Raw genomic sequence first — 25,766 nt, 5'->3', positions numbered from 1 at the left:
TTACAAAAGTGACCATTAACGCATTCTTGACTCATGTTTCACAGGGAGGAGACAGAACTATGAAATTCACAAGGTTGAGCACACTTCTTGCCTCAGCTGCATTGGCCGTTTCAGGTACAGTGGCGCTTGCGGCAGACTATACGCTGACCATCTCCAGCTGGGCCCCACCGACCCATGGCATCAATGCCAAGATGTGGCCGAAATTCGTCGAGATGATCGAAGAGGCCACCGATGGTCAGGTCACCGCCGAGCTGAAGCTGGGCCTTGCCCCGCCCCCCGCGCAGATGGACTTGATCATGGATGGCGCTGCCGATGCCTCGATCATATTCCACGGCTATCAGCCGGGTCGGTTTGTCACCACCAAGATGATCGAACTTCCCGGATACGAAGGCTCGGCCGAGGCTGCGTCGGTTGCGTATTGGCGGGCATATGACGCGCATTTGAAGGCAGCGGATGAACACCGTGGTGTGAAAGTGATCGCTTTGCACACACATGGTCCGGCTCAGCTGCATTCCAGCAACCCGGTAACAACACTGGACGAAGTCTCGGGCCTCAAGGTTCGCATCCCCGGCGGTGTTGGTGGTGACGTGGGCACGGCGCTGGGTGCAACCGGTATCCAGGTTCCTGCACCGAAAGTGTATGAAACCTTGGCTTCCAAAGCCGCAGATGGCGTCGTCATGCCCTTTGAATCCCGCAAAGGTTTCAAGCTGACGGAAGTGGCCCAGAACGTCTATGAGGTCCCTGGCGGCCTGTATCGCGGTTCGTTTGCCTTTATTATGAACGAAGACACCTTTGCTGATCTGCCCGCCGATCTGCAGGCAGCGCTGGAAGAAAACGTTTTCGGGGAACCGCTGAGCCGCGAAATTGGCAAGATCTGGGATGAGATCGATGCGATCGGCCGGGAAGAGACCGAAGGCACCGAAGGTAACGCAATCCATGCCGCATCCGCTGAAGATCTGGAAAAGTTCAATGCGATTGCCGCGGATGTACGCGCCAAGGTTATCGACGAAGTCAGTGGCACAGGCATCGACGCCCAGGCAGCCTACGACATGATCGTAAATGAAATGGCTGCGCAATAACGCAGTCGGGCTGGCGGACGCGATCCGCCAGCCGATTTCACCCGCTGGGGACCCGTTATGCAATCTCTCGTGACCTTTGCGCGTCGCGTCAGTATCGTGCCAACGCTGCTGGCCTGTGCCGCGCTATTCATCCTGATGGTGATGACATTCTTTGATGTCATCCTGCGCTCTGTCTTCAACGCCCCGATCGAGGCGGCGACAGAGCTGACCCGGATCCTGATGGCCATCCTCGTGTTCTCGGTCTTGCCGATGATCTCAGCAGGGAAGGGCCAAATCGCTGTGGACTTGACGGATGGGCTGTTTTCTCGCCTGCGGTTAAGCCGGGTGCGCGATGGGATCGTGTATCTGGTGTCCGGCGTCATGTTGATCTGGCCGATCCAACGTGTCTGGCTACTTGCCGAGCGCGCGCGGGATTACGGGGACGTCACGGAATACCTTTCGATCCCTGTCTTCTATGTAGGCTGGTTCATCTCGGGGTTCATAGCGATCACCGCTGTTGCAATGGTCATCACCGGCTTTTTGCACTTTCTTGCCCCCCATACCTTGTCGGAGCACCACCAATGACCGCTGCCCTGATCGGTTTTGTTCTTGTTCTTGTTCTTGTGCTGGTGCGCTTACCTATCGTGTTTGCAATGGGATTGGTCGGAACGCTTGGGTTTGCCTATGAACGCGGTGGCAGCATCCTGTCCGAGCGTGGGCTGAAAGCCGCGATGTCGATGGTGGGTCGTCAGATCACCGACACGGCGCAGGATTACGGCCTGTCGGTCGTCCCGCTGTTTATCCTTATGGGCTTGTTCGTGAATAAAGGTGGTCTTGCGCGCGAGCTTTACGCAGTTTCAAATGCTTTTCTGGGTCATTTCCGGGGCGGTATCGCCATGGCGACGGTTGCGGCATGCGGAGGTTTTTCGGCCATTTGCGGCTCGTCTCTGGCAACGGCGGCCACCATGTCCAAGGTCGCAATGCCGGAAATGCGCCGCTATGGCTATTCCGACGAGCTGTCGACGGCATCGATTGCAGCGGGCGGTACGCTTGGTATCCTTATTCCGCCTTCGGTGATCCTGGTCATCTACGGGCTGCTGACCGAAACCTCGATTGGAAAACTTTTCGTTGCGGGTATCATTCCCGGTCTGCTTGGCATCCTGTTCTACCTGCTCGCCGTCCGCTGGACCGTCGCACGCAAGCCCGAGTCGGGACCGGCGGGTGAACGTCACGGCTGGGCCGAGCGTCTGTCGGCGGTGCGCTCAGTCTGGGCCGTATTGCTGCTGTTCTTTCTGGTGATTGGCGGATTGTACGGTGCATTCGATTTTCATCCACTGAACCTGACCTTCAGCCCGACCGAGGCGGCAGGCATGGGCGCAATGGGCGCTTTCCTGATCGCGCTGTCACGAGGCGGGCTTACTTTGGGGTCGACTTTTGAGGTGCTGAAGGAAACCACCTATACCGCCGCGGCATTGTTTTCCGTTCTGATCGGGGCACAGATCTTTTCGAATTTCATCAACCTTGCCGGTCTGCCTGAAGCGCTCATCGCGTTGGTTACGGCCTATGACGTTGAACCTTTTGTGGTGATCCTGATGATCCTTGGAATCTACATCATTTTGGGTTGCGTCTTTGAATCCCTGTCGATGCTGCTGCTGACGGTGCCGATCTTCTTCCCGTTGGTCACATCGTTGGGGTATGACCCGATCTGGTTTGGTATTGTTGTGGTTGTGGTGACTGAAATCAGCCTGATCACTCCTCCCGTCGGCTTGAATGTCTTTATTCTGAAAGGTGTGGTCGGGGATGTATCAACCGGAACAATCTTCAAGGGTGTCACTCCGTTCTGGGTGGCGGATATCTTCCGGCTGGCCCTGATCGTTCTGGTGCCGTGGTTGGTGTTGGTTCTGCCTGAACAAATGGGGGCGATGGGGCACTGATGTTCTCTCTGACCGCGCTTCCTGACGGGTATCACACAGATCCCTATCCTGCCTACGCCGCGCTGCGCGAGGATACGCCCGTCTGCTGGCAGCCTGACGGATCGGTTATTCTGTCTCGGTACGAGGATCTGGACCTTATTTACCGGGACATCACGCGGTTCATATCGGACAAGAAAGCGGTATTTGGTCCAAAATACGGGGTCGACAGCCCTTTGTATGAACACCACACCACCAGTTTGGTGTTTAATGACCCGCCGCTGCACACCCGTGTTCGCAAGGTGATGGTCGGGGCGATGAACCCGCGCGCGTTGGCGCAAATGGAACCGGGTCTGATCCAGCTTGTCGATGGGCTGCTCGACGAGATGCAGGTCAAAGGCAATGTCGAACTGATCGAGGATTTTGCCGGAGCAATCCCGATTGAGATCATCGGCAATCTGCTGGGTATACCACGATCCGAACGCGGGCCATTGCGCGATTGGTCTCTGGCCATTCTTGGTGCTTTGGAGCCGCAATTGACGCCAGAGCAGGAAGAGTGGGGTAACCGCTCGGTCTCGGACTTCAAGGACTTCCTGCGGAATATCATCGAGGATCGCCGCGCCAACCCCGGAGATCCGGCAACGGATGTCCTGACCCGGCTGATCCAGGACGACACGGATGGTGGCCTGACCGAGGTAGAGCTGTATCAGAACTGCATATTCATCCTGAATGCAGGGCATGAGACGACAACGAACCTGATCGGCAACGCATTGGAGCTGTTGGACCGGCACCTCGACAAGCGGGCGGAGTTGCTGGCTGACCCGAACCTGATCGTTCCGGCTGTGGACGAGTTTCTGCGGCTGGAAAGCCCGAACCAGTTCGGCAATCGCCTGACCACTGTTGATGTAACGTTCCACGGTCAAACCATTCCGGCTGGTACCGATGTTCATCTGTGTATCGGTGCGGCCAACCGCGATCCACGGCAGTTTGACCGGCCCGACGAGATGATCTTGGACAGACGCCCCAACAAGCATCACGCCTTTGCCGGAGGGCCCCATACCTGCGTCGGCCTGACCCTCGCGCGTCTGGAGGGCCGGGTGGCCGTCGGCCGGTTTCTGACCCGTTTTCCAGACTATCGCATCACCGACGGTGCCCAGCGGGGCGGGCGTATCCGGTTTCGGGGATTTGAACGATTACCCGCGCGGGTCTGAGAAACCCGGCTTGGGAAAATTGCTTGGTAATTTATTGACCGACCGTACGGTTTAAAATATGATTTCGCGAGACCGGCCTATGGCAGCGCGGGGATCGCGACTAAGACGAGGAGACGCTCATGACTATCCAACAGATTTCCAGCTTTGCAGCCGGTGAGTGGGTTTCGCCCGGCGAGGGTGCCCGCGCAATAACAAGCGCTGTGACCGGCGAGGTTATCGCCACAGCGGGTAACAGCGCGTTGGATGTCCAGGGGATGTTGGACTATGCGCGCAATGTCGGAGGGCCGGCACTGCGCAAAATGACGTTCCATGAACGCGCCAAAATGCTCAAAGCGCTGTCCGTCCATTTGGGCCGACGCAAGCGGGTCATGTATGATTTGTCTTTCAACACCGGTGCGACGCAATCGGATCATATGATTGATATCGACGGCGGCATCGGAACGATGTTTGTCTTTGCCGCAAAAGGCCGTCGTGAAATGCCGGACGGTCATGTCTATCTGGATGGCGATGTTGAGCAGCTTTCGCGCAACGGTACTTTCCTGGGGCAGCACATCTGCACCCCGCTACAAGGCGTGGCAATTCACATCAACGCGTTCAATTTTCCGGTTTGGGGGATGCTGGAAAAGCTTGCCCCAACCCTTCTGGCGGGCGTTCCGGCGATTGTAAAACCCGCCACGAGCTCGTGTTATGTGACCGAGCTGTGTGTTCGGTTGATGCTTGAGTCCGGCATCTTGCCAGCGGGTGCATTGCAGTTGGTCTCGGGTGGTTTGGGTGACATGCTGGACCGTCTGACTATGCAGGACGTGGTCAGCTTTACCGGATCCGCCGATACTGCCCTGAAACTGCGCTCCAACCCGGTGATCCTTGAGAACTCGGTACGGTTTGTTGCGGAACAGGACAGCCTGAACTGTTCGATCCTTGGCCCCGATGCCGCGCCGGGCACGCCGGAATTTGACCTCTTCGTGAAGGAAGTCCAGCGCGAGATGACCGCGAAGGCAGGGCAGAAATGCACCGCAATCCGCCGGATCATCGCGCCCGAACCGAAGGTACAGGCGGTAATTGACGCGCTGTCGGCGCGACTGGCGAAAACGGTCATCGGTGACCCAAAGCTGGAAACCACCCGTATGGGTGCGTTGGTTTCGAACGGTCAGAAGCGTGATGTTCTGGAGAAGACCGCTATCCTTGGGCAAGAGGCCGAGCGTGTCTTCGGCAACCCCGATGATTTTGTGGTTGAGGGCGCTGATGCCGAAAAGGGTGCGTTCCTACCACCCATGCTCTTCCATTGCGCCAATCCTGACGCGGCGCAACGTGTGCACGATACCGAAGCCTTTGGTCCGGTCAGCACTGTGATGGGGTATCGCGATCTTGACCATGCCATTGAGCTGGCGAACCGGGGGCAGGGCTCTCTTGTGGCGTCAGTAATCACCCATGATCCAGAAGTGGCGCGACAGGTTGCCATGGGGTCAGGGGCATATCACGGGCGTCTGTATTTCAACAACCGTGACTCGATGAAGGAATCCACCGGTCATGGTTCCCCTCTGCCGCACATGGTTCATGGAGGTCCGGGACGCGCCGGTGGCGGCGAAGAAATGGGCGGGGTACGGGGTGTGAAACACTATATGCAGCGCACCGCTATTCAGGGATCGCCCGATCTGCTGACAGCGATTGGACGAAAATGGGTGCCTGGCGCGACCGAAGTCGAAGGCCCTGCTCATCCCTTTACCCGCCGGTTTCACGATTTGTCGATTGGCGAGACCCTTCACACGGCGCCAAGAACTATCACCATGGAGGACATTGAACACTTCGCCGACTTCACCGGTGATACCTTCTATGCGCACATGGATCAGGCAGCGGCGGAACGTAACCCGTTCTTCCCGGGCAGGGTTGCACATGGGTACTTGCTGTTGTCTTTCGCAGCCGGATTGTTCGTCGAACCGAACGAGGGGCCGGTTTTGGCAAATACCGGTCTTGACGGGCTGCGTTTCATGAAACCGGTCGAGGCTGGTGACACCATCAAGGTTCGTTTGACGGTCAAGCACAAGACCAAGCGCAATGACGACTACGGCGAGGTTCGCTGGCACGTTACCCTGACGCAGCAAGACGATGAGCTGGTCGCAGAATACGAGTTACTGACCATGGTTGCCTACTAGGCACAAGTGCAGGTGCGCAGGGGCCGGATGGCAATTCCCTCCGGCCCGATTATACTGTGCTTATGAAAGATACGGCCCCAGAATGGTTCGAAACCTGCGTCAGCCAGTTGACCACAACTGGCACGCAACGTGTGTGGTCTGTTTTGGTCACGATTTTCGGTGATCTGGCCCAGAGCGGGTCTGACCAGGTTAGTGGCGCGCTGATCACAGCGCTGACCAACCTTGCAGGGATCAAGGCCGAAGCCACGCGTGTTGCGCTGCACAGGCTGCGCAAGGAAGGCTGGATCGAAAGTACGCGGGTCGGGCGAAACAGCGTTCACAGACTGACCGAATTTGGCCGTAGTCAAAGCGCCGCCGCCGCCCCGCGCATCTATTCCCGCGAGACGAATACACCAGAAACTTGGCATGTGCTTATCGCCAACAGTTCAGACAGTTCGCGAAAAGAGTTAGCGGATCTGATGCTGACCGGAGATTATATTTCGGTTAACCCCACAACAGCCATGTCTGCAGGCCCCACCCCCGAGAACCTTGAAGAACTGCTGGGTGTTGAAAGCAGCGCCATTTCGGTTCCAGGCTGGCTGCGCGACCTTTGTGGCCCTGAACAGCTCAAGTCTGCCTATGATCAGTTCTTGCACTCCCTTCAGAGCACCGAGCAACTGTTGCCTGTCGATGGCGTCGATGATCCGTTGAAAATAGCGGTGCTGCGCGTATTGATTGTGCATGGGTGGCGTCGTTTGGTTCTACGCTATCCATCCCTGCCTCCGGCCTTTTTGCCTGTTGGTTGGAAAGGCGCGGAATGTCGAGTGGCTGTGTCCCGACTGCTGGGACAATTGCCCAAACCGAATCTTGCCACGCTGGAATCTGCGGTGGGTGGTTAACTCGTTTTTTGCCGAGCCCGGGATGGCGCTTTTGCGGGCTGGAAGGCGGATGTGAAAGAAGCGTCATTTAATGTTACAGAAAACTGATAGAGACGATTACATGGTAACATAAAGCTTGCGCCGAATCGATTGAGCATTTATTAACCGACCAGACGGTTAATGCTCGTGTTCCAACAGGAGACGCAATTGATGGACGCTTTCATCTGCGACGCAACCCGCACCCCGATTGGGCGGTATGGTGGTGCGCTTTCATCGGTTCGCACGGATGATCTGGCGGCTATCCCGCTGGCGGCCCTGATGGCGCGCAACCCGCAAGTCGACTGGACCAGTGTGGATGACGTCATTTATGGCGATGCCAATCAGGCAGGAGAGAGCAATCGCAACGTTGCCCGGATGGCGTCCCTGCTGGCCGGATTGCCGACGGACGTACCTGGAACAACGATAAACCGCTTGTGTGCCAGTGGCATGGATGCCGTCGGAATGGCGGCGCGTGGCATCAAGGCAGGCGATTATGATCTTTCAGTTGCGGGTGGCGTGGAAAGCATGTCGCGCGCACCGTTTGTAATGCCCAAAGCGACGTCGGCGTTTACGCGCAGCAATGCGGTTTACGACACGACGATTGGCTGGCGCTTTGTGAACCCAAGGCTACAGCAGCAGTATGGTGTCGATTCCATGCCGCAAACGGCTGACAATGTGGCCGAAGATTATGGGATCAGCCGTGAAGACCAGGACGCCTTTGCCGAGCGCAGCCAGGCACGATGGGCTGCGGCGCACGCGGCAGGCGTGTTCCAAGAAGAAATCACGCCGGTTTCAATTCCACAGCGCAAGGGCGATCCGATTGTTGTCGATACGGATGAACATCCGCGCCCGGGAACCACAGCGGAAAAACTCTCGGGCCTCAAGGGTGTGAACGGGCCGGACAAAACTGTGACTGCAGGGAATGCCTCGGGCGTGAATGATGGTGCAGCCGCGATCCTGATGGCGAATGAAGCGACAGCGACAAAGAACGGCCTGACCCCGATTGCCCGTGTAGTTGGCATGTCCGTCGCGGGTGTCGAGCCTCGGGTCATGGGTATTGGTCCGGTTCCTGCCAGCCGAAAGGTTTTGGCGCGCGCCGGGCTGAGCATCGACCAGATGGATGTGATCGAGTTGAACGAAGCTTTCGCGTCGCAAGGTTTGGCAACGCTGCGAGAGTTGGGCCTGCCCGATGACGCCGCCCATGTGAACCCGAATGGCGGCGCAATCGCCCTTGGCCATCCATTGGGGATGAGCGGCGCCCGACTTGTGTTGACCGCAGCGTACCAACTGAAACGCACCAAAGGGCGCTATGCGCTTTGCACAATGTGCGTCGGTGTCGGGCAAGGCGCTGCACTTATTCTTGAACGCGTGTAACGGAGGAGACGGGACATGTATGCCCAGATGGTAGAATCCGAGGCGTCTAACGATGATCCTGAAAAGCTTGCTGAATTTCAGGCGCGGATCGACGCGGATATCAAGATCGAACCCAAGGACTGGATGCCTCAGGGGTATCGCAAAACGCTGATCCGCCAGATCGGACAGCACGCGCATTCCGAGATCGTCGGACAATTGCCCGAAGGGAACTGGATCACGCGTGCACCGACGCTGCAACGCAAGGCAATCCTTCTAGCCAAGGTGCAGGATGAAGCCGGCCATGGGCTCTACCTGTATTGTGCGGCCGAAACACTGGGTGTCAGCCGTGATGAGATCACCGAGATGCTGCTGGACGGTCGCATGAAATACTCGTCGATCTTCAATTACCCGACGCTGAACTGGGCGGATATCGGCGCCGTCGGATGGCTGGTCGATGGGGCTGCCATCATGAATCAGGTGCCGCTGCAAAGAACGTCTTACGGGCCGTACTCACGCGCCATGATCCGCATCTGCAAGGAAGAAAGCTTCCATCAGCGCCAAGGCTATGACGCGATCCGCAAGATGGCCGAAGGCACGCCCGAGCAGCGCAAGATGGCGCAGGACGCGATGAACCGCTTCTGGTACCCGTCGCTGATGATGTTTGGACCGTCCGACAAGGATTCCGTCCACTCAGCGCAGTCGATGGCCTGGAAGATCAAGATCAACACCAATGATGAGCTGCGCCAGAAATTCGTCGACCAGACCGTCCCACAGGCCGAATATCTGGGTCTGACAATCCCCGACCCGAACCTGAAGTGGAACGAGGAGCGCGGGCATTACGATTTCTCAGAGCCGGATTGGTCGGAATTCTTCGATGTGATCAAGGGCAACGGCCCCTGCAACGTCGACCGTCTGGCGGCGCGCAACAAGGCCTGGGATGACGGCAAATGGGTGCGTGACGGGCTGTTGGCCCACGCGCGCAAGAAACAGGCTGGCAATCTGGCCGCCGAATAAGCTTACCCTGAGGAGGAAACCCGATGAATACCGAATGGCCCCTGTGGGAAATCTTCATCCGCGGTCAACATGGGATGAGCCACCGACATGTCGGCTCGCTGCATGCCCCGGACGCGGAAATGGCGATCAAGAATGCACGCGACGTCTATACCCGCCGCAACGAAGGCGTGTCGATTTGGGTGGTAGAAGCCAACAACATCTCGGCCTCGTCGCCCAGCGACAAAGGCCCGTTGTATGAGCCGAGCGAGAGCAAAGTGTACCGCCACCCGACCTTTTTCGACATCCCCGAAGAAGTGGGGGCGATGTGATGACCCGCGACGAAGCGTTTCAGCAATTCCTGCTGCGGATGGGGGACAATACCCTGATCCTGGGCCATCGCGTCAGCGAATGGTGCGGCCACGCGCCAGTGTTGGAGGAGGATATTGCACTGGCCAACACGGCGCTGGACCTGATTGGACAGACCCAGATGTGGCTTGGCCTTGCCGGAGAGATAGGGGGTGGCAAAACCGCCGATGATCTGGCATTTCTGCGCGACGCGTGGGATTTCCGCAATGTGTTGCTGGTCGAGGTTCCGAACGGTGATTTCGGCCGCACCCTGATGCGCCAGTTCCTGTTCGATGCCTGGCATTCGGTCATGCTCGGCCGTCTTCTGACATCCTCTGACGATCGTGTCGCCGCGATTGCTGCCAAAGCCAGCAAGGAAGTCGCCTATCATCTGGAGCGTTCGGCAGAAACGGTCGTAGGTCTGGGTGATGGAACAGAAGAAAGCCACACCCGGATGCAGGCAGCGCTGGATTACCTCTGGCCATATGTAGGCGAGATGTTTGTCAGCGATGACATCGACGCGCAGATGGTTGCGACCGGGATCGCGCCGAACCCGGCCGATCTGCGCGAAGAATATGATGCGCTGGTCAAACGGGTTCTGGCCAAGGCGACATTGACCCTTCCGGAAAGCCGATTTGCCCATAAAGGCGGGCGTGACGGACGCATGCATACGGAACATCTGGGGCACCTTTTGACGCAGATGCAGTGGTTGCAGCGCGCATATCCCGGTGCAAGCTGGTAACATGTGATGCAACGCCACTCGACCGACCAGATCTGGGACTGGCTGGATGCCGTACCGGATCCCGAGATTCCGGTAATCTCGGTTGTCGATCTCGGGATCGTACGCGATGTGCGTTGGGATGCCGAAACGCTGCTCGTGACGGTGACGCCAACCTATTCGGGCTGTCCGGCAACATCCGTCATCAGCATGGATATCGAAACCGCGTTGCACGATCACGGTATCAAAGACGTGCGGATCGAAACCTGCATCTCACCAGCCTGGACAACCGATTGGCTGAGCGAAAAAGGCCGCGCCAAGCTGGAAGAGTTTGGCATCGCCCCGCCACAACCGGCGGGCGGGCCAGAGCGCTGCCCGCATTGCGGCAGTAAAGCGGTTGAAAAGGTCAGCCAGTTCGGCTCGACCCCGTGCAAGGCCCATTGGCGCTGTACCGACTGCCTGGAACCCTTTGACTATTTCAAGTGCATCTGAGGAGGAGCACCGGATGGCACGTTTTCATGACCTGAAAGTCACCGACATCCACAAAACCATCCGCGATGCGGTAGTCGTCACGCTTGAGCCTGTCAACGGCGCGGCGGATCAGTTCGATTTCACCGCAGGCCAATACCTGACGTTTCGCCGCGACTTTGACGGAGAAGAACTGCGTCGATCCTACTCCATTTGTGCGGGCAAGGATGACGGGGTACTGCAAGTCGGGATCAAACGTGTCGAGGGCGGCGCATTCTCCAGTTGGGCCAATTCCGAGCTTAACGTCGGGGACGTTGTGCAGGCGATGCCACCGATGGGCAGCTTTCACACTCCGATCGATGCTGATGCGGAAAAGCAGTATCTCGGTTTCGCTGGCGGCTCTGGCATCACGCCGGTTCTGTCGATCCTGAAGACAACCCTGACCCGCGAACCCAAGTCCCGCTTTACGCTGATCTACGCCAACAAGGGCATCAACACGATCATGTTCCGCGAAGAGCTGGAAGATCTGAAAAACCTCTATATGGGCCGCCTGAACGTAATCCATATTCTTGAGGCGGATGCACAGGAGATCGACCTGTTCACCGGTCTGGTGACGCAGGAAAAATGCGCCGACTTGTTCAAACACTGGGTCGATATTCAGAACGTGGACACAGCCTTTATCTGCGGTCCCGAGCCAATGATGCTGGGGATTGCTGCAGCGCTGCGCGCGCATGGTCTTGACGACAGGCAGATCAAATTTGAACTCTTTGCCAGCGCTCAGCCGGGCCGGGCCAAACGCAAGGAAGGTGCGGCAGATGCGGGTACGCAGGCGAACCAAACCAGCGCATCGATCACTCTTGATGGGTCCACTCAGACGATAACTCTGCCCAAGGACAAATCCATTCTGGACGCTGCCTTGGAAAACGCCATGGACGCCCCTTACGCCTGCAAGGCCGGTGTCTGTTCAACCTGCCGCTGCCGCGTTCTGGAAGGCGAGGTCGAGATGCTCGCCAATCACGCGCTTGAGGATTACGAGGTTGAAAAAGGCTATGTACTGAGCTGTCAGGCCTATCCGGTCACCGACCGCGTGGTCGTGGACTACGACCAGTAAAGGGAGAAGACAGATGACTGACACCATGACACTCGACAGCTATCTGGCCGCAGGCGGTGTGTTGACCAACCCGACCAATGTTCCTCCACGCTACCGCGCCGAACTCATGAAGCTGATGGCCACGTTCGTGGACAGCGAACTTGCCGGTGCCGCCGGATTCGCAGACATCATCAATCAGGGTCCGGGAATCAAGGAACGTATCGCAGCCGCGAGGATTGTTCTTGAGAAAACGGATCACGCCGATCAGGTTCTCAGGATAATGGGTGAGTTTGGGGCCGATACCGAGAGATATGCCACACATCATCCGTGGACGGCCCGCCTGGATCGTGACGCAGATATCGGTGCGACCCGCAGCGCGCATGACATGCGCCTTGCGGTATTCAATTATCCGATCTCGGGCTGGACTGACGCCGTCATCATGAACCTGCTGATGAGCCGTGCGGTCATGGAACAACTGGCCGAATTTTCAATGGTTTCCTATCAACCGTTGGCCGAAGCGTTCCGCAGCATCGCCCCGGTCGAAGCCCATCATGGCGCGTTGGCGCTGGAAGGTGCTGTGAAGCTTGCCGGGAACGGAGAGACAGAGCAGATGCAGGATGCGGTTAACTATTGGTGGCCCCGTGTTGCTGTGTCCTTTGGTGGCGATGATCTGAAACGGTTTGAGCTTCTGAAATCGCTGGGCTTGCGCCACAATGGCAACAACGCCCTAAAAGAGCGATGGGTTCAGACAGCAGGCGCCGCCGTGAAACAGCTGGGCCTGAAACCACCGGCCTAGTTCTGTGTAAACGCCAAAGGCGCGTTGAGAGGCACTTCCGGGCGCGGGCGATGTGAAACTTGCCCGGCGGTGCAAATCTCCGAGTGGGATCTGGTCATCGCCTTAGGTATTGTTGGTCCACCAGGTTCTGAGAGCAATGACCTGACGTTTCACGCCGGCAGATTGCGGTATTGGTATTTTCCTCTTTTCATATCGGAGTGATTGCGCAAACTGAGCGTAATCAAGCGCCAGATAAAACTCACCAGAAGACAGTGCCTTGGCGGCCGTGCTGGCGCGAACAGGGTTTGAGGATATCACCGCCACAACACATCGGAAGGAACCGCCATGGATTTTGCCCCATCGCCGCGCGCCACGGAAATGTATGACCGCCTGAAAGCGTTTATGGAGGCGCATATCTATCCGCGCATACGCGATCACAAAGAAGAAATGGCGGCAGGCAGTTTCCCGGTTTCGTTTATGGAAGATCTCAAGGCGTTAGCCCAGGCCGAAGGGTTGTGGAACTTGTTCCTGCCCAGCCTGCGCGACGATGAACCCGGCACCCGGCTGAGCAATCTGGAATACGCGCCACTGGCCGAACTTATGGGGCAGGTGGCCTGGTCTTCGGAAGTGTTCAATTGCAGCGCGCCCGATACCGGCAACATGGAACTGTTGCACATGTTCGCCACTCCGGAACAGCGCGAGACGTGGCTGGTGCCGCTGTTGAACGGTGAAATCCGATCCTCTTTTGCGATGACTGAACCGGATGTGGCCAGTTCGGACGCGACCAATATTACCACTTCGATCCGGCGTGAGGGGGATGAATACGTCATCAATGGCCGCAAGTGGTTCATCACGAACGCCTGTCACCCGAACACCAGATTGTTTATCGTCATGGGTAAAACGGATCCCAATGCGGATCGACACAAACAGCAGAGCATGGTCATTGTCCCAAAGGACACGCCCGGTTTTGAGATTGTTCGCAACCCCACCATTCTGAACATGCACGACCCCGAGGGCCATGCCGAGCTGGTCTTCAGGGATGTGCGTGTCCCGGTCAGCAATCTTTTGGGCGAGGAAGGCAGCGGGTTCGCTCTGGCGCAGGCCCGGCTTGGTCCCGGTCGCATCCACCATTGCATGCGATCGATCGGTGCGGCGGAAATGGCACTTAACCTGATGGTCGAACGCGCGCAGGAACGGAAGGCGTTTGGCAAGCAGCTTGCAGAACAGGGCGTGATCCGCGAATGGATCGCCAAGTCCCGGTTAGAGATCGAACAGGCGCGGCTGCTGACCCTTAAAGCGGCATGGAAGATTGATCAGGTCGGCGCAAAAGAAGCGTTTCGTGAAATTTCATTGATCAAGGTCGTGGCGCCCAATGTACATGCTGCTGTCACGGATCGCGCGATGCAGGTCTTTGGGGCGATGGGCATGACCCCGGATACACCGCTGGCCGACAGCTATACCTGGGCACGCGCGCTGCGATATGCAGATGGGCCGGATGAGGTGCATTTGCAGGCGATTGCCAAGCAAGAGTTGAAGAACTCGAACTTTGGCATGTCGGCCCAATGGCTGACCCCGCCATCGCGCTAGGCCGGGGGCGGCATCAGGTCTTGTGCGCCCTGCTTTGTTTGAGCGGCAGAAACAGGGTACTTGTCCCGCGGCAGGGGGTAGGAAGTGAAGGGTAGGATGTAGCCCTGCGAAAATCCTACTGCCCTCTGACCTCGCGCACCCATGCGATGATGGTTTGTCGCGCTTCCACGTCCATTTGAACCGCTGAGGGCGGCGGCATGGCATGGCTGATTCCGGCCTGCAGGTAAATCTGGTCGGCGTGCCGGGCAACATCGCCGGGTGTTTCAAGATAAACCTTCTTGGGGGCCCATTTCATGGTGCCATAAACCGGCTCGCGGGCATGGCACATCGAACAATTGCCCAGCACAGTGTCATAGGCTTCTTCAAACCCCGCAGCCGACGCAAATTTTTCTTCGTAAGATGTCAGCGCCCTTGCTTCGGCGTCTTCCCATGTTTCGCCGGTTCTGACAGAAGACAGCCATGCGATCACGATCATGAGGATGACAGTAACACCCCAGGTCCAGTGCGGCCCTTTCCCGGTTGCGTGCATCGTGTTGAAGTAGTGGCGGATGGTCACGCCGGTCAGGAAGATCAGGCTGGCGATGATCCATGAATACTGGGTGCCAAAGGCCAGAGGATAATGGTTCGACAGCATCAGGAACACGACGGGCAACGTCAGGTAGTTGTTGTGCGTCGACCGCACCTTGGCGATCTTTCCATATTTGGCATCCGGCGTCCGACCCGCCTTGAGGTCTTCCACCACGATCCGCTGGTTGGGCATGATCTGGAAGAACACATTGGCCGTCATGATGGTTGCAGTGAACGCACCCAGGTGCAAAAGCGCGGCACGACCGGTAAAAATCTGATTGTAACCCCAGGACATAGCCACCAGAATCACGAACAGCAACAGCATCAGCGCGGTGGGTTGCTCACTCAGGCGCGACTTGCACATCTGGTCGTAAAGCAGCCAGCCGATGGTCAGTGACCCGCCAGAGATCAATATCCCCTGCCACAAAGCCAGATCCGCTTTGGTCGGATCAAGCAGGAACAACTCGCCCCCGACCCAATATATGATCATGAGCAAGGCCGCACCCGAAAGCCATGTCGTATAGCTCTGCCATTTGTGCCAGGTCAGGTGCTCGGGCATACGCGCGGGTGCGACCAGATATTTGACGGTGTGATAGAACCCGCCCCCGTGCACCTCCCACTCTTCGCCATAGGCCCCTTCTGGCAAGGCAGGGTTCGGCTTAAGCATAAGGTCGAGCGCGATAAAATAGAATGACGCGCCGATCCACGCCATCGCCGTGATCACATGCAGCCAGCGGACGGAAAAGGCCATCCACTCCCACAAAACAGCCAGGTCATACATGGCGTTGCTCCTACATATCCAAGTTCTTCGGCACTCTAGGTGATAGAGTTTTCATCGGGTATTGCTACGAAAGATCAAGCAGTATCAAAAATAACAATACAATGTCAGTCTACAGGATCACGCGGCGCAACGCTCAGCTTCCGCGATAGGTCGCGTAGCTGAAAGGCGAAAGTAGTAGCGGAACATGATAATGGGCGTGTTCGGACATTCCGAACCGGATCGGAATCAAGTCCAGAAAACGCGGGCTTTCAGGCGGCACGCCACTGGCGTCGAGGTATTCGCCCGCATGAAACACCAATTCGTATTCGCCTGTCGAAAACTCGGCTTCGGGAAGGATTTGTTCATCGGTGCGACCGTCTTCGTTGGTGAGCAGAGTTTTCAGCAACGCGCGGTCTGTTCCGTTGATCCGGAACAACTCGATCTTCATCCCATTGGCAGGGCAGCCCCGTGCCGTATCCAGGACATGTGTTGTAAGGTAACCGGCCATTTGCACCTCTCGCTAAGCATCGCTGTTACTATTGCAATACCCTTGCGGCAGGCAAAGGCAGTCTGTCAAAAGACTGCTTACAGTATTTTTTGAAAAACATAGGTGATTGTTTGGGTTATTCGTCTTTTCACCAAGAGGGAAATTGATGTGACGCGGTATCCACGAGACATGACCGGCTATGGCCGGCAAGTGCCAAACGCAAACTGGCCAAACGGGGCCAAAATCGCAGTTCAGATTGTGCTGAACTATGAAGAAGGCGGCGAAAACAACGTTTTGCACGGGGATGCCGCATCCGAGGCGTTTCTTTCCGAAATCACTGGTGCGGCCCCTTGGCCGGGGCAAAGGCACTGGAACATGGAATCCATCTACGAATACGGCAGCCGCGCTGGATTCTGGCGGGTGCATCGGCTTTTACAGGACCTTCCTGTTACGGTTTATGGCGTTGCCACAGCATTGGCCCGTGCACCGGCGCAGGTTGCGGCGATGAAGGCCGCAGGCTGGGAGATTGCCAGCCATGGCCTGAAATGGGTTGAGCACAAGGACATGGATGCGGAAGAAGAACGCGTCCAGATCCGTGAGGCGATCCGGCTTCATGCCGAGGTTGTGGGCAAACCACCGCGTGGCTGGTACACGGGCCGCTGTTCGATGAACACGGTCGATCTGGCCGCCGCCGAAGGCGAGCTGGCCTATATTGCCGACAGCTATGCCGACGATTTGCCTTATTGGGTCAAGGCTGGTGGCAAGGATCAGTTGATCGTGCCTTACACAATGGATTGCAACGATATGCGGTTTGCAATTCAGGCGGGCTATACCAACGGCGAACAGTTTGAAAGCTATCTCAAGGACAGCTTCGACATGCTCTACGCCGAAGGCCAAGCGGGCGAGCCGAAGATGCTTTCGATCGGACTGCATTGCCGTCTCATCGGCCGCCCTGGTCGCGCCATGGCCCTGAAACGCGCACTCAACCACTTCAAGAAACATGACGGGGTCTGGTTTGCCACCCGCGAACAAATCGCTGATCACTGGGCGCAAACGCATCCGCCAAGTCAACGGCTGACCCCGTCGGAAATGGACCGGCCAAATTTTGTTGCTGAATTTGGCGGTGTGTTCGAACACAGCCCGTGGATTGCCCAAGCGGCCTTTGATCTGGAGCTGGGCCCCACACATGACAATGCCGCAGGTGTTCACAACGCGCTGGCGCGCGTATTCCGTTCCGCCACAACCGAGCAGCGGCTTGGCGTCCTGACAGCCCACCCTGATTTGGCAGGCAAACTTGCTGCTGCGGGACGTCTGACCAAGGAAAGCACGGCAGAACAGGCTGGGGCAGGTCTGGACATGCTGACGGATGAAGAACGTGTGACCTTCACGACCCTGAACGACGCCTACACAACCAAGTTCGGCTTTCCTTTTATCATTGCGGTCAAGGACAACACCAAAGCAAGCATTCTGGAGGCTTTTCACCGTCGGATAGATAGTGACCGAGACACCGAATTCGCTGAGGCCTGCCGTCAGGTCGAACGGATTGCCGAGTTGCGGTTGATCGAGAAATTCGCGCAATGACATCCACGCTGAAACTCCGGCCACTGACCGCCGAGGCCTTTGCGCCGTTCGGCGATGTCATCGAGGTGTCTGGGGCGGTGGACAAATACATCAATCAGGGAAAATGCGCACGATACCATGATCGCGCCCAGCTGGATTTCCATGAGGGGCGCGCAGGGATCAGCGTTTTCCAATCCCGGGCCTTCAACCTGCCTATCAAACTTGAAATGGTCGAGCGCCACCCCGACGGCAGCCAGGCCTTTCTGCCGCTTTCAGATAAACCCTTTGTCGTTGTTGTGGCGCCCGACAACGCGGGTGTGCCGGGTGAGCCTGTTGCATTCATCACCGCGCCCGGACAGGGCGTGAATTATCACCGGAACACCTGGCACGGGGTTCTGACACCGCTTCATCCCCCTGGGTTGTTCGCCGTGGTCGACCGAATAGGAAACGGGCCAAACCTTGAGGAGTATTGGTTCCAGAACGCCTACACGATCACTGAATAGGGGACATTGCCGGAAGAGGGGCCGGCCCACGTAGTTTTTTGGGAGGAAAAACGCGATGTCAGATGCAACTTTAGGGACGCCGGAGCAGCTCCGTGACCCGAACTACACCCCGCCAATTCTGAAGGCGGTTCCTTTGGGAATTCAGCACGTGCTGGCGATGTTCGTTTCCAACGTCACGCCAGCGATCATCGTTTGCGGTGCGGCGGGTTTCGGGTTTGGTTCGAACAGCCCCGATTTCCCGCAGATGATTTACATGATCCAGATGTCGATGTTCTTTGCGGGTGTTGCGACACTGTTCCAGACCATTGGGCTGGGGCCTGTTGGTGCCCGCCTGCCAATCGTGCAGGGGACGTCATTTGCCTTTATTCCGATCATGATCCCGTTGGTGGTTGGAAAGGGCGTTGATGCGATTGCCGTATTGATGGGTGGTATAGTCGTTGGCGGCCTGTTTCATGCCAGCCTTGGGTTGTTCATTGGCCGTATTCGCTTTGCGCTTCCGCCCTTGGTTACCGGTCTTGTTGTCACCATGATCGGGCTTGCGCTTGTCAAAGTCGGCATCCAGTACGCGGCAGGCGGTGTACCCGCCATCGGTACCGAAGAGTACGGCTCTGGTCTGAACTGGCTCATGGCCGGAACTGTGATTGTTGTTACTTTGGGCCTGAAGTTTTTTGCTCGTGGTATGCTGTCGGTGTCGGCAGTTCTGATTGGCCTGTTGGTCGGATACGTGGTGGCATTCGCACTGGGTCAGGTGAATTTGGGCAATGTCGGGCGCGCGTCTCCGTTTGCCATGCCGAACCCGTTTCACTTCGGTATCGAGTTTTCATTCGCGGCGATCATCGGGTTCTGTGCGATGTCTTTCGTGTCGGCTGTTGAAACGGTCGGGGATGTGTCAGGTATTACCAAGGGCGGCGCGGGACGCGAGGCAACCGACAAGGAAATTCAGGGCGCGACTTTTGCCGATGGTCTTGGAACTGCTGTATCAGGCATCTTTGGGGCCCTGCCGAACACGTCGTTCAGTCAGAATGTCGGCCTGATCGCGATGACCGGCGTCATGAGCCGCACGGTCGTAACCATAGGTGCCCTGTTCCTGATCATATGCGGGCTTATCCCCAAGATCGGCGCGGTGATCTCGTCCGTTCCGATCGAGGTTCTGGGCGGCGGTGTGATCGTGATGTTCGGTATGGTGGCTGCAGCTGGTGTCTCGATGCTGTCGGACGTGACGTGGAACCGCCGCAACATGGTGATCTTTGCGATTTCACTCAGCCTGGGTCTGGGCTTGCAATTAGAGCCCGGCGCTTTACAGCATCTGCCCGGAACTCTCAAAGTTCTGGCGACATCCGGGATATTGCCTGCTGCTATCATTGCCATTGTCTTGAATCTGGTTCTGCCCGAAGAGCTTTCGGATGAAGCGACGGAAGAGGTGTCCGGTGGAATGGCAGGCCACGGGTTGGGCTTTATCAAACAGGACGATCACGTCTGACCGGTTCAGCCCGGAATTGTAGATGAAAAAGCGGCGCACGTAGTGCGCCGCTTTTTGGTTTCAGGCCTGGCAGGCTTGGCCCATCGCTCACATAAGAAACGCGTATTTCGACGCGACGCTTAGGCGACCACACGGGGATGCCATCAGAAATCGACCTCAATCGCGATGCCTTTCTGTACGGCCAGCTCGACAACAGACGCAGCAACCGCCAGATCCTGAAGACCTACGCCAGTGCCATCGAACAACGTGATCTGATCGTCTGATGTCCGGCCCGGGTTCGTTCCGTTGATGACCGCACCCAACTGGACCAGGTCACTTTCCCTGATCAGGCCCTGTGCCACGGCGTGTTGAGCCTCGCCAATCGAAATCGACTGTGCGATTTCATCTGTGAATACAGATGCTTTGGCCAGCAACGCCGCCTCGACTTCCTGCTTGCCCTTGGTGTCCGTTCCCATGCACGCGATATGCGTTCCGGGGCTGACATGGTTTGCCATCAGCGATGGCGCAAAAGCCGAGGTGATCGAGATTATGACATCCGCTTCGGTCATGCCATCAAGTTCGACCGCTTCAAACGGAACACCGGCTTCACTGGCGACCTTTTCAATGTTGGGCAGCATCTCGGGGTGGTAGTTCCAGCCAAGGACCTTTTCAAAGGTGTGGGTCTCCAGGGCCGAGCGTAGCTGAAAGGTTGCCTGATGCCCGGCCCCGATCATACCGATCACCCGCGCGCCCGCACGGGCAAGGTGCTTGATAGATACAGAAGAGGCCGCCGCAGTGCGTAAGGCCGTCAAAAGGTTGCCGCCAACCATCGCCGACGGTTTCCCGGTGTCAGGGTCAAAAAGAAAAACAGTGGATTGGTGATTGATCAACCCGCGCTTTTCCAGGTTGTTCGGCCAATACCCCCCGGCCTTCAGGCCCAGTGTCAGCCCGGCGCGATCAAACCCGCCTTTAAAGCCGTACAGAGCGTCCTCATGCCCGATGGCTTCGCGCACGACAGGAAAGTTATAGGCGTCCCCTGCGGCCATAGAGGCAAAGACCTGTTCGACGGCTTCAAAGGCCGCGTCGCGGGTCATGAGGTTGGCGATTTCGCGCTCGGGTACGATCAGCATGTCATTCTCCATTCGAAATTCGTGCGCCCGTGCGTTTCACCGACAAAAGCGGGCGCGCACGGGCGACTGTCCGGCCATGTTTGGCCGAAAGCTTATTCTTTGAGCAATCAGGCTCAGTACGCGCGGCCGCGGGCTGACACTGGCCACACGCATTCGACCTTGCCATTCCGGACGCCCACATACCAATCATGCACGTTTGCGGTTGGGTCACAGTGCCCCGGCACCAACTTCAGCTTGTCATTGACCTTGAGCGCCCCGCTCGGATCCATCACGACGCCATGTTCATCCGAGCATTTGATGTATTCGACATCGTCACGCCCGAAAACAACAGGCAGACCGCTATCCACCGACTGAGCCTTGAGACCCGCATCGACGATTGCCTTGTCAGCCTTGGCGTGGCTCATGACGCTGGTCAGGATGAAGAATGCGTTTTCCCATTCGGCCTGGTCGATCCGGTTGCCGTTCTTGTCCAGGATGCGACCGTAATCGGCATCCATGAACGCATAAGACCCGCATTGCAGCTCATTATACACGCCCGAGTTGGATTCGAAGTAGTATGACCCAGTACCGCCGCCCGAGACCAACTCGCACTCGATACCCTCGGCTTTAAGGCCGTCTACTGCGTCTTTGACCATCGCGATGGCGGTATCCAGTTTCTCCTTGCGTGCCTCATAGCTGTCGAGGTGTTGCATTGCGCCCTGATAGGCCTGAATTCCGCTGAATTTCAGGTTGTCAGCAGCCTCAACCGCCTTGGCGATTTCAATCACTTCGGGTGTCGTTGTGACCCCGCACCGACCTGCGCCGCAATCGATTTCCACGAAGACTTCCAGCTGTGTTCCATGCCGGACTGCCGCCGCCGAAAGGTCAGCGACGTTTTCCAGATCGTCGACACATACAATAATGCGGCTGCCCAGTTTTGGCAGGCGTGCGAGGCGGTCAATTTTGGCCGGGTCACGCACCTGGTTCGAAACCAGAACGTCCTTGATCCCACCGCGAACGAATACTTCGGCCTCGGAAACTTTCTGGCAGCAGACACCGACGGCACCACCGATTTTCTCTTGCAGCTTGGCCACGTCGACCGACTTGTGCATTTTACCATGCACGCGGTGACGCATCCCGTGCGCCTTGGCATAATCGCCCATCTTCCTGATATTGCGCTCAAGCGCGTCGAGATCCAAAATCAGGCTGGGTGTCTGGATATCTGCTTCGTCCATGCCAGGTTTGGCCGGAATGTCGTAACCTACTTCGAACTGGTCGAGAGTGCTCATATCTTTCATCTCCGTAATCCTATACCGGGATTGTTTTTTGTTGGGGTATATTCAGGCGTTCATCCAGGGCAGCCGGTCCAGATCGACATTGCCACCTGTAACAATCAGTCCGACACGCTTGCCCTTGAATGCGTCCGGGTTCTTGAGAACCGTGGCCAGCGGAACGGCCGAAGATGGCTCCATCACAATCCGCAGGTGCTTCCATGTCAGTTTCATCGCATCGATGATCTCCTGCTCGGAGGCAGTGTAAATTTCTGAAACGTGGTTCGATACGAAATGCCAGGTGAGATCCTTCAGCGGAACCAGCAACCCGTCAGCAATAGTCTTTGGAGCATCATCCGCGATGATATGACCGGCCTTGAAGCTGCGATAGGCGTCGTCTGCCTGTTCGGGTTCTGCCGCGATGACCGCTGTTTCTGGGGCCAGATTGGACAGGGTCAAACAGGTTCCAGACACCATGCCACCACCGCCGATTGGCGCAACGACCGCGTCCAGACCGTCGGTCTGCTCGATAAACTCTCGCGAACAGGTGCCTTGCCCGGCGATGACCCGAGGATCGTTGTAGGGATGAACAAAGTCACCGCCCGTAGCCGCCTGAACCTCGGCAAATGTCGCTTCGCGCGACGAGGTGGAGGGTTCGCATTCTGTAATCTTCCCTCCATAACGGCGGACCGTATCCTTCTTTGCCTGCGGCGCTGTCCGAGGCATGACCACGTTGCAGGGAATGCCCCGTTTCATCGCCGCATAAGACAGGCACGAGGCGTGATTGCCCGAAGAATGGGTGGCGACACCTTTTTCAGCCTGTTTCTCATCCAGCCCAAAAACCGCATTCGCAGCACCTCGTACTTTGAAAGCGCCCGGTTCCTGAAAGTTTTCGCATTTGAAGAACAGCTGCGCGCCTGACAGTTCATTGAGAAAGTCCGAAGTTCGCACCGGGGTGCGGCGGATATAGGGTTTGATCCGGTCATGCGCCGCAAGCATGTCTTCATAGGTTGGGATATACATTGTGCAATCCTTCATCATGCCGCGTTCTTCTGAACGGAACCGGGATGGCCGCGATAGTATTCCTGTGCGGCGGCAACTCCGGACCCCAGGTCGATGTTCAGTCCCAGGTCAACCATGCACATCTCGGCAGTGGCGATCCCGGACAGAGCCATGACATCCGTCAGGCTGCCCAGATGCCCGATCCGGAACACCTTGCCCGCGACCTCACCAAGGCCCACGCCAAAGGCAACGCCGTATTTTTCAGCTGCGTGCGTGACAATATCCGTCGCGTTGAAGCCGTTCGGCGTACGGATTGCGCTTACGGTATCGGAATAGACCGCCGGGCTGCTGGCACAAAGCTCCAGCCCCCACGCCCCCACAGCGGCACGGACCCCTTCCGCAATCCGGTGGTGCCGGGCAAAAACGTTCTCCAGACCTTCATTCAGCAGCATAGAGCAGGCTTGATTGAGGCCATTCATCAACCCGACAGCGGGTGTATAGGGGTAAGCATTGTTGGCGTATCCCTTGGTCATGTCCCGGACATCAAAGAATGTGCGGGGCAGAGTGCCGGTTTTGGTTGCTTCCATCGCTTTCCGGCTGAAACCGACGATGGCAAGGCCAGCGGGCAACATGAAACCCTTCTGCGACCCCGTAACGGCAACATCCACGCCCCATTCATCAAACCGGAAATCCATCGACGCGATTGATGAGACACCATCAACAAACAGCAGGGCCGGGTGTTGCGCGGCAGTCAGCGCCTTGCGCACAGCAGCGATATCCGACTTCACACCAGTTGCCGTCTCGTTATGCGTCGCTAGAACAACCTTGATCTCGTGGCTTTTGTCGGCGGCAAGGATTTCTTCGTACCGGTCAGCCGGCAGCCCATCGCCCCACGGGGTTTCGACGATCTCAACATTCAGCCCATGGCGCTGGCACATATCGATCCATCGATGGCTGAACATGCCGTTGCGGGCCGCCAGAACCTTGTCACCGGCGGACAGCGTATTGGTTAGGGCGGTTTCCCAGCCCCCGGTTCCGGTCGACGGGAAAATGAAGACTTCGGCGCTGTCGCTTTTCAGAATGTCCCGCACGCCCGCGCGCGCAGGATGCAGGATTTGCCCGAACAATGGCGAACGATGGTCGATCGTGGGCATATCGCAGGCTTTGCGCAGGCTTTCCGGGATGTTCGTCGGGCCCGGGATGAAAACGGGGTTTTGAAAGCTCATGGATGGTCTCCTTCCGTCCTTGCCAGCACAATAAGTTTCATCAACCCGATTGGAAATTTTTTTGAAAACGCATTTCAGAATTCGTGATAAGAGATTTAACTTATAGTTGTCAGTGAGTTATATTTTTCATATCCTGAAATAGTCTTTCATAAATGTTCAGAGGGTTTTTATGGAATTGCAAGACAATGACCCGAAACTCCGTCGCAAAGCCCGGGGAAGACCGCGGGGGTGGGACGACAAAACCGCGCAGAATACGATCAAATCACTGGATCGGGCGATGGAGGTTTTCGAATATCTGAGCCAGGCGCAAGGCAAAGCTCTTACTGAACTTTCAGATGAAATGCGTCAGGCACCGGCCACCGTTTATCGCATCCTCGTGACGTTACAGGGCAGGGGTCTGGTCGAGTTCGACCATGAAGAACAGGTTTGGCACATTGGCCCGCAGGCGTTTGTGATCGGCTCGCGGTTTTTGCGTCGTACCAGTCTGGTGGAACGGGCAAGGCCGATCATGCGCAAATTGATGGAAACCACGGGTGAAACCGCCAATCTGGGAGTTGAGAAAGAAGGTCTGGTGCTGTTCCTGAGCCAGGTTGAAACACATGAAAGTATCCGGGCGTTTTTTCCGCCCGGTACATTGTCACCCATGCACGCGTCGGGCATCGGAAAAGCGTTATTGGCCCACATGGACGAAGACAGATTGAACCGAAGGTTGGCCTCAGCGAATTTACAGGCTTTTACGGATCAGTCGATTACCGGCGCTGAGGCGTTGAAGAAAGATCTTGCAGCAATCAGATTGCGGGGTTTTTCCGTGGATAACGAAGAAAAGACTACGGGTATGCGATGCATTGCAGCACCCGTTTTCGATATCAACAGAGAGGCGGTCGCGGGGCTTTCAGTGTCCGGGCCAACCAGTCGCGTCGGAGCGGCCGAAATCGAACGGCTGAGCCGCCCGGTGATGGAAGCAGCGCGCCAGTTGACGCTGGCTATTGGTGGGACAGTTTTGCCACCGCAACCCTAAGGCTTTGCCGCCAGATTGCGGCGAACGCTGACCCCGGATCCGCTTGCCGCGCCACAACACCAACGCGCTGAGACGCGCATTGTGCACAGACAAACTCAACAGCAGAACAGGCGTGACTCTTACCGGTTATCTGATTTTCAGCTCCCCCTATTACTGTGCGACTTTTTGTTTGTGTTTGTTGAACTGTTGGTCGAAGAGGTTTTTGAAGGGGCCGTTTTTCTGCATGAGTTGGTCGAGGTTTCCCTGTTCG

25 protein-coding genes are annotated in these 25,766 nt (G+C 57.1%); 19 read left to right on the top strand and 6 right to left on the bottom strand.

The window, feature by feature from the left end; all coding sequences use genetic code 11:
* Positions 1 to 59 precede the first annotated feature (59 nt).
* The 14 genes from AC2FLZ_RS16830 to AC2FLZ_RS16765 all read left to right on the top strand — a co-directional run bounded on the left by AC2FLZ_RS16830 (position 60) and on the right by AC2FLZ_RS16765 (position 14,554).
* Positions 60 to 1,079 (top strand): TRAP transporter substrate-binding protein, encoded by a 1,020-nt coding sequence (locus AC2FLZ_RS16830; protein ID WP_480476975.1) that lies wholly within the window; start codon positions 60 to 62, stop codon positions 1,077 to 1,079.
* Between the two features lie 57 nt (positions 1,080 to 1,136).
* Positions 1,137 to 1,643 (top strand): TRAP transporter small permease, encoded by a 507-nt coding sequence (locus AC2FLZ_RS16825; protein WP_480521232.1) that lies wholly within the window; start codon positions 1,137 to 1,139, stop codon positions 1,641 to 1,643.
* Positions 1,640 to 2,992, top strand: coding sequence for a TRAP transporter large permease (locus AC2FLZ_RS16820; RefSeq protein WP_480478172.1), 1,353 nt, complete (start codon positions 1,640 to 1,642; stop codon positions 2,990 to 2,992). The genes AC2FLZ_RS16825 and AC2FLZ_RS16820 overlap by 4 nt, the downstream gene beginning before the upstream one ends.
* Positions 2,992 to 4,179, top strand: a complete 1,188-nt coding sequence (locus tag AC2FLZ_RS16815) for a cytochrome P450 (RefSeq protein ID WP_496882451.1) — start codon at positions 2,992 to 2,994, stop codon at positions 4,177 to 4,179. The genes AC2FLZ_RS16820 and AC2FLZ_RS16815 overlap by 1 nt, the downstream gene beginning before the upstream one ends.
* A 119-nt stretch (positions 4,180 to 4,298) precedes the next feature.
* A complete protein-coding gene (paaZ, locus tag AC2FLZ_RS16810) occupies positions 4,299 to 6,329 on the top strand; it encodes a phenylacetic acid degradation bifunctional protein PaaZ (RefSeq protein WP_496882450.1) in 2,031 nt (676 codons plus the stop codon).
* A 62-nt stretch (positions 6,330 to 6,391) separates the two neighbouring features.
* Positions 6,392 to 7,207 (top strand): PaaX family transcriptional regulator C-terminal domain-containing protein, encoded by an 816-nt coding sequence (locus AC2FLZ_RS16805; RefSeq protein ID WP_496809297.1) that lies wholly within the window; start codon positions 6,392 to 6,394, stop codon positions 7,205 to 7,207.
* Positions 7,208 to 7,396: 189 nt separating this feature from the next.
* Positions 7,397 to 8,599, top strand: coding sequence for a 3-oxoadipyl-CoA thiolase (gene pcaF, locus AC2FLZ_RS16800; RefSeq protein ID WP_480476983.1), 1,203 nt, complete (start codon positions 7,397 to 7,399; stop codon positions 8,597 to 8,599).
* Positions 8,600 to 8,614: 15 nt separating this feature from the next.
* Positions 8,615 to 9,592: a 1,2-phenylacetyl-CoA epoxidase subunit PaaA gene (paaA, locus tag AC2FLZ_RS16795; protein ID WP_480476985.1), complete on the top strand. Its 978-nt coding sequence runs from the start codon at positions 8,615 to 8,617 to the stop codon at positions 9,590 to 9,592.
* Between the two features lie 23 nt (positions 9,593 to 9,615).
* Positions 9,616 to 9,900: a 1,2-phenylacetyl-CoA epoxidase subunit PaaB gene (gene paaB / locus AC2FLZ_RS16790; protein ID WP_209507558.1), complete on the top strand. Its 285-nt coding sequence runs from the start codon at positions 9,616 to 9,618 to the stop codon at positions 9,898 to 9,900.
* Positions 9,900 to 10,658 (top strand): 1,2-phenylacetyl-CoA epoxidase subunit PaaC, encoded by a 759-nt coding sequence (paaC, locus tag AC2FLZ_RS16785; protein WP_480555168.1) that lies wholly within the window; start codon positions 9,900 to 9,902, stop codon positions 10,656 to 10,658. The genes paaB and paaC overlap by 1 nt, the downstream gene beginning before the upstream one ends.
* 6 nt (positions 10,659 to 10,664) lie before the next feature.
* Positions 10,665 to 11,126, top strand: a complete 462-nt coding sequence (paaD, locus tag AC2FLZ_RS16780; protein ID WP_480521244.1) for a 1,2-phenylacetyl-CoA epoxidase subunit PaaD — start codon at positions 10,665 to 10,667, stop codon at positions 11,124 to 11,126.
* 13 nt (positions 11,127 to 11,139) lie between these two features.
* Entirely contained in the window at positions 11,140 to 12,213 is a 1,074-nt protein-coding gene (locus tag AC2FLZ_RS16775) for a 2Fe-2S iron-sulfur cluster-binding protein (protein ID WP_480521246.1), read from the top strand.
* 13 nt (positions 12,214 to 12,226) lie between these two features.
* Entirely contained in the window at positions 12,227 to 12,988 is a 762-nt protein-coding gene (locus tag AC2FLZ_RS16770) for a Phenylacetic acid catabolic protein (RefSeq protein WP_480521248.1), read from the top strand.
* A gap of 324 nt (positions 12,989 to 13,312) precedes the next feature.
* Complete coding sequence (locus AC2FLZ_RS16765) at positions 13,313 to 14,554, top strand: acyl-CoA dehydrogenase family protein (RefSeq protein WP_480496114.1); 1,242 nt, start codon at positions 13,313 to 13,315, stop codon at positions 14,552 to 14,554.
* Between the two features lie 115 nt (positions 14,555 to 14,669).
* Here the strand turns inward: AC2FLZ_RS16765 and AC2FLZ_RS16760 are convergent, their stop codons facing one another.
* The gene (locus AC2FLZ_RS16760) at positions 14,670 to 15,902 is read right to left on the bottom strand and encodes a urate hydroxylase PuuD (protein WP_480476997.1); all 1,233 of its coding nucleotides are present in this window, start codon (positions 15,900 to 15,902) and stop codon (positions 14,670 to 14,672) included.
* Positions 15,903 to 16,035: 133 nt separating this feature from the next.
* Positions 16,036 to 16,389 carry a hydroxyisourate hydrolase gene (gene uraH / locus AC2FLZ_RS16755; RefSeq protein WP_480496112.1) on the bottom strand — a complete coding sequence of 118 codons (354 nt, stop codon included), beginning with the start codon at positions 16,387 to 16,389 and terminating at the stop codon, positions 16,036 to 16,038.
* 147 nt (positions 16,390 to 16,536) lie between these two features.
* Between uraH and puuE the strand changes: the two genes are divergently transcribed.
* Genes puuE through AC2FLZ_RS16740 form a run of 3 tightly spaced genes read left to right on the top strand, consistent with a single transcriptional unit; the run spans position 16,537 to position 19,911 of the window.
* Positions 16,537 to 17,949, top strand: a complete 1,413-nt coding sequence (gene puuE / locus AC2FLZ_RS16750) for an allantoinase PuuE (protein WP_480555164.1) — start codon at positions 16,537 to 16,539, stop codon at positions 17,947 to 17,949.
* Complete coding sequence (locus AC2FLZ_RS16745) at positions 17,946 to 18,431, top strand: ureidoglycolate lyase (RefSeq protein WP_480478180.1); 486 nt, start codon at positions 17,946 to 17,948, stop codon at positions 18,429 to 18,431. Before puuE ends, AC2FLZ_RS16745 begins: the two co-directional genes overlap by 4 nt.
* Before the next feature lie 55 nt (positions 18,432 to 18,486).
* Positions 18,487 to 19,911 (top strand): uracil-xanthine permease family protein, encoded by a 1,425-nt coding sequence (locus AC2FLZ_RS16740; RefSeq protein WP_496882449.1) that lies wholly within the window; start codon positions 18,487 to 18,489, stop codon positions 19,909 to 19,911.
* Between the two features lie 143 nt (positions 19,912 to 20,054).
* Here AC2FLZ_RS16740 and bhcD read toward each other — a convergent pair whose 3' ends face one another.
* From bhcD to bhcA, 4 genes are all read right to left on the bottom strand, one after another.
* Positions 20,055 to 21,020 carry an iminosuccinate reductase BhcD gene (bhcD, locus tag AC2FLZ_RS16735; protein ID WP_480496106.1) on the bottom strand — a complete coding sequence of 322 codons (966 nt, stop codon included), beginning with the start codon at positions 21,018 to 21,020 and terminating at the stop codon, positions 20,055 to 20,057.
* A 113-nt stretch (positions 21,021 to 21,133) separates the two neighbouring features.
* On the bottom strand, positions 21,134 to 22,297 hold the full coding sequence (gene bhcC / locus AC2FLZ_RS16730) for a 3-hydroxy-D-aspartate aldolase BhcC (RefSeq protein WP_496882448.1): 1,164 nt from the start codon (positions 22,295 to 22,297) through the stop codon (positions 21,134 to 21,136).
* A gap of 42 nt (positions 22,298 to 22,339) precedes the next feature.
* Positions 22,340 to 23,308: a beta-hydroxyaspartate dehydratase BhcB gene (gene bhcB / locus AC2FLZ_RS16725; protein WP_480496144.1), complete on the bottom strand. Its 969-nt coding sequence runs from the start codon at positions 23,306 to 23,308 to the stop codon at positions 22,340 to 22,342.
* A complete protein-coding gene (gene bhcA / locus AC2FLZ_RS16720; RefSeq protein ID WP_480521256.1) occupies positions 23,308 to 24,498 on the bottom strand; it encodes an L-aspartate--glyoxylate aminotransferase BhcA in 1,191 nt (396 codons plus the stop codon). The genes bhcB and bhcA overlap by 1 nt, the downstream gene beginning before the upstream one ends.
* A gap of 169 nt (positions 24,499 to 24,667) precedes the next feature.
* Between bhcA and bhcR the strand changes: the two genes are divergently transcribed.
* Both bhcR and AC2FLZ_RS16710 read left to right on the top strand, forming a co-directional pair.
* A complete protein-coding gene (gene bhcR, locus AC2FLZ_RS16715; RefSeq protein ID WP_480521258.1) occupies positions 24,668 to 25,516 on the top strand; it encodes an HTH-type transcriptional regulator BhcR in 849 nt (282 codons plus the stop codon).
* Between the two features lie 15 nt (positions 25,517 to 25,531).
* A partial coding sequence (locus AC2FLZ_RS16710) for a hypothetical protein (protein WP_496882447.1) occupies positions 25,532 to 25,766 on the top strand: 235 nt, incomplete at its 3' end.

The organism is Ruegeria sp. YKSF131 (genome assembly GCF_059612645.1).
This window is presented reverse-complemented; position numbering and strand designations above follow the sequence as displayed.

Bases quoted from the DNA above. Each gene is read 5' to 3' on its own strand.
- AC2FLZ_RS16825 (WP_480521232.1), top strand. From the start codon at position 1,137: ATGCAATCTCTCGTGACCTTTGCGCGTCGCGTCAGTATCGTGCCAACG.
- AC2FLZ_RS16820 (WP_480478172.1), top strand. From the start codon at position 1,640: ATGACCGCTGCCCTGATCGGTTTTGTTCTTGTTCTTGTTCTTGTGCTG.
- bhcB (WP_480496144.1), bottom strand. From the start codon at position 23,308: ATGAAGGATTGCACAATGTATATCCCAACCTATGAAGACATGCTTGCG.
- AC2FLZ_RS16815 (WP_496882451.1), top strand. From the start codon at position 2,992: ATGTTCTCTCTGACCGCGCTTCCTGACGGGTATCACACAGATCCCTAT.
- AC2FLZ_RS16760 (WP_480476997.1), bottom strand. From the start codon at position 15,902: ATGTATGACCTGGCTGTTTTGTGGGAGTGGATGGCCTTTTCCGTCCGC.
- paaZ (WP_496882450.1), top strand. From the start codon at position 4,299: ATGACTATCCAACAGATTTCCAGCTTTGCAGCCGGTGAGTGGGTTTCG.
- paaB (WP_209507558.1), top strand. From the start codon at position 9,616: ATGAATACCGAATGGCCCCTGTGGGAAATCTTCATCCGCGGTCAACAT.
- AC2FLZ_RS16805 (WP_496809297.1), top strand. From the start codon at position 6,392: ATGAAAGATACGGCCCCAGAATGGTTCGAAACCTGCGTCAGCCAGTTG.
- AC2FLZ_RS16770 (WP_480521248.1), top strand. From the start codon at position 12,227: ATGACTGACACCATGACACTCGACAGCTATCTGGCCGCAGGCGGTGTG.
- AC2FLZ_RS16765 (WP_480496114.1), top strand. From the start codon at position 13,313: ATGGATTTTGCCCCATCGCCGCGCGCCACGGAAATGTATGACCGCCTG.
- AC2FLZ_RS16740 (WP_496882449.1), top strand. From the start codon at position 18,487: ATGTCAGATGCAACTTTAGGGACGCCGGAGCAGCTCCGTGACCCGAAC.
- paaC (WP_480555168.1), top strand. From the start codon at position 9,900: ATGACCCGCGACGAAGCGTTTCAGCAATTCCTGCTGCGGATGGGGGAC.
- bhcA (WP_480521256.1), bottom strand. From the start codon at position 24,498: ATGAGCTTTCAAAACCCCGTTTTCATCCCGGGCCCGACGAACATCCCG.
- bhcR (WP_480521258.1), top strand. From the start codon at position 24,668: ATGGAATTGCAAGACAATGACCCGAAACTCCGTCGCAAAGCCCGGGGA.
- pcaF (WP_480476983.1), top strand. From the start codon at position 7,397: ATGGACGCTTTCATCTGCGACGCAACCCGCACCCCGATTGGGCGGTAT.
- AC2FLZ_RS16745 (WP_480478180.1), top strand. From the start codon at position 17,946: ATGACATCCACGCTGAAACTCCGGCCACTGACCGCCGAGGCCTTTGCG.
- AC2FLZ_RS16775 (WP_480521246.1), top strand. From the start codon at position 11,140: ATGGCACGTTTTCATGACCTGAAAGTCACCGACATCCACAAAACCATC.
- bhcD (WP_480496106.1), bottom strand. From the start codon at position 21,020: ATGCTGATCGTACCCGAGCGCGAAATCGCCAACCTCATGACCCGCGAC.
- AC2FLZ_RS16830 (WP_480476975.1), top strand. From the start codon at position 60: ATGAAATTCACAAGGTTGAGCACACTTCTTGCCTCAGCTGCATTGGCC.
- bhcC (WP_496882448.1), bottom strand. From the start codon at position 22,297: ATGAAAGATATGAGCACTCTCGACCAGTTCGAAGTAGGTTACGACATT.
- uraH (WP_480496112.1), bottom strand. From the start codon at position 16,389: ATGGCCGGTTACCTTACAACACATGTCCTGGATACGGCACGGGGCTGC.
- paaA (WP_480476985.1), top strand. From the start codon at position 8,615: ATGTATGCCCAGATGGTAGAATCCGAGGCGTCTAACGATGATCCTGAA.
- paaD (WP_480521244.1), top strand. From the start codon at position 10,665: ATGCAACGCCACTCGACCGACCAGATCTGGGACTGGCTGGATGCCGTA.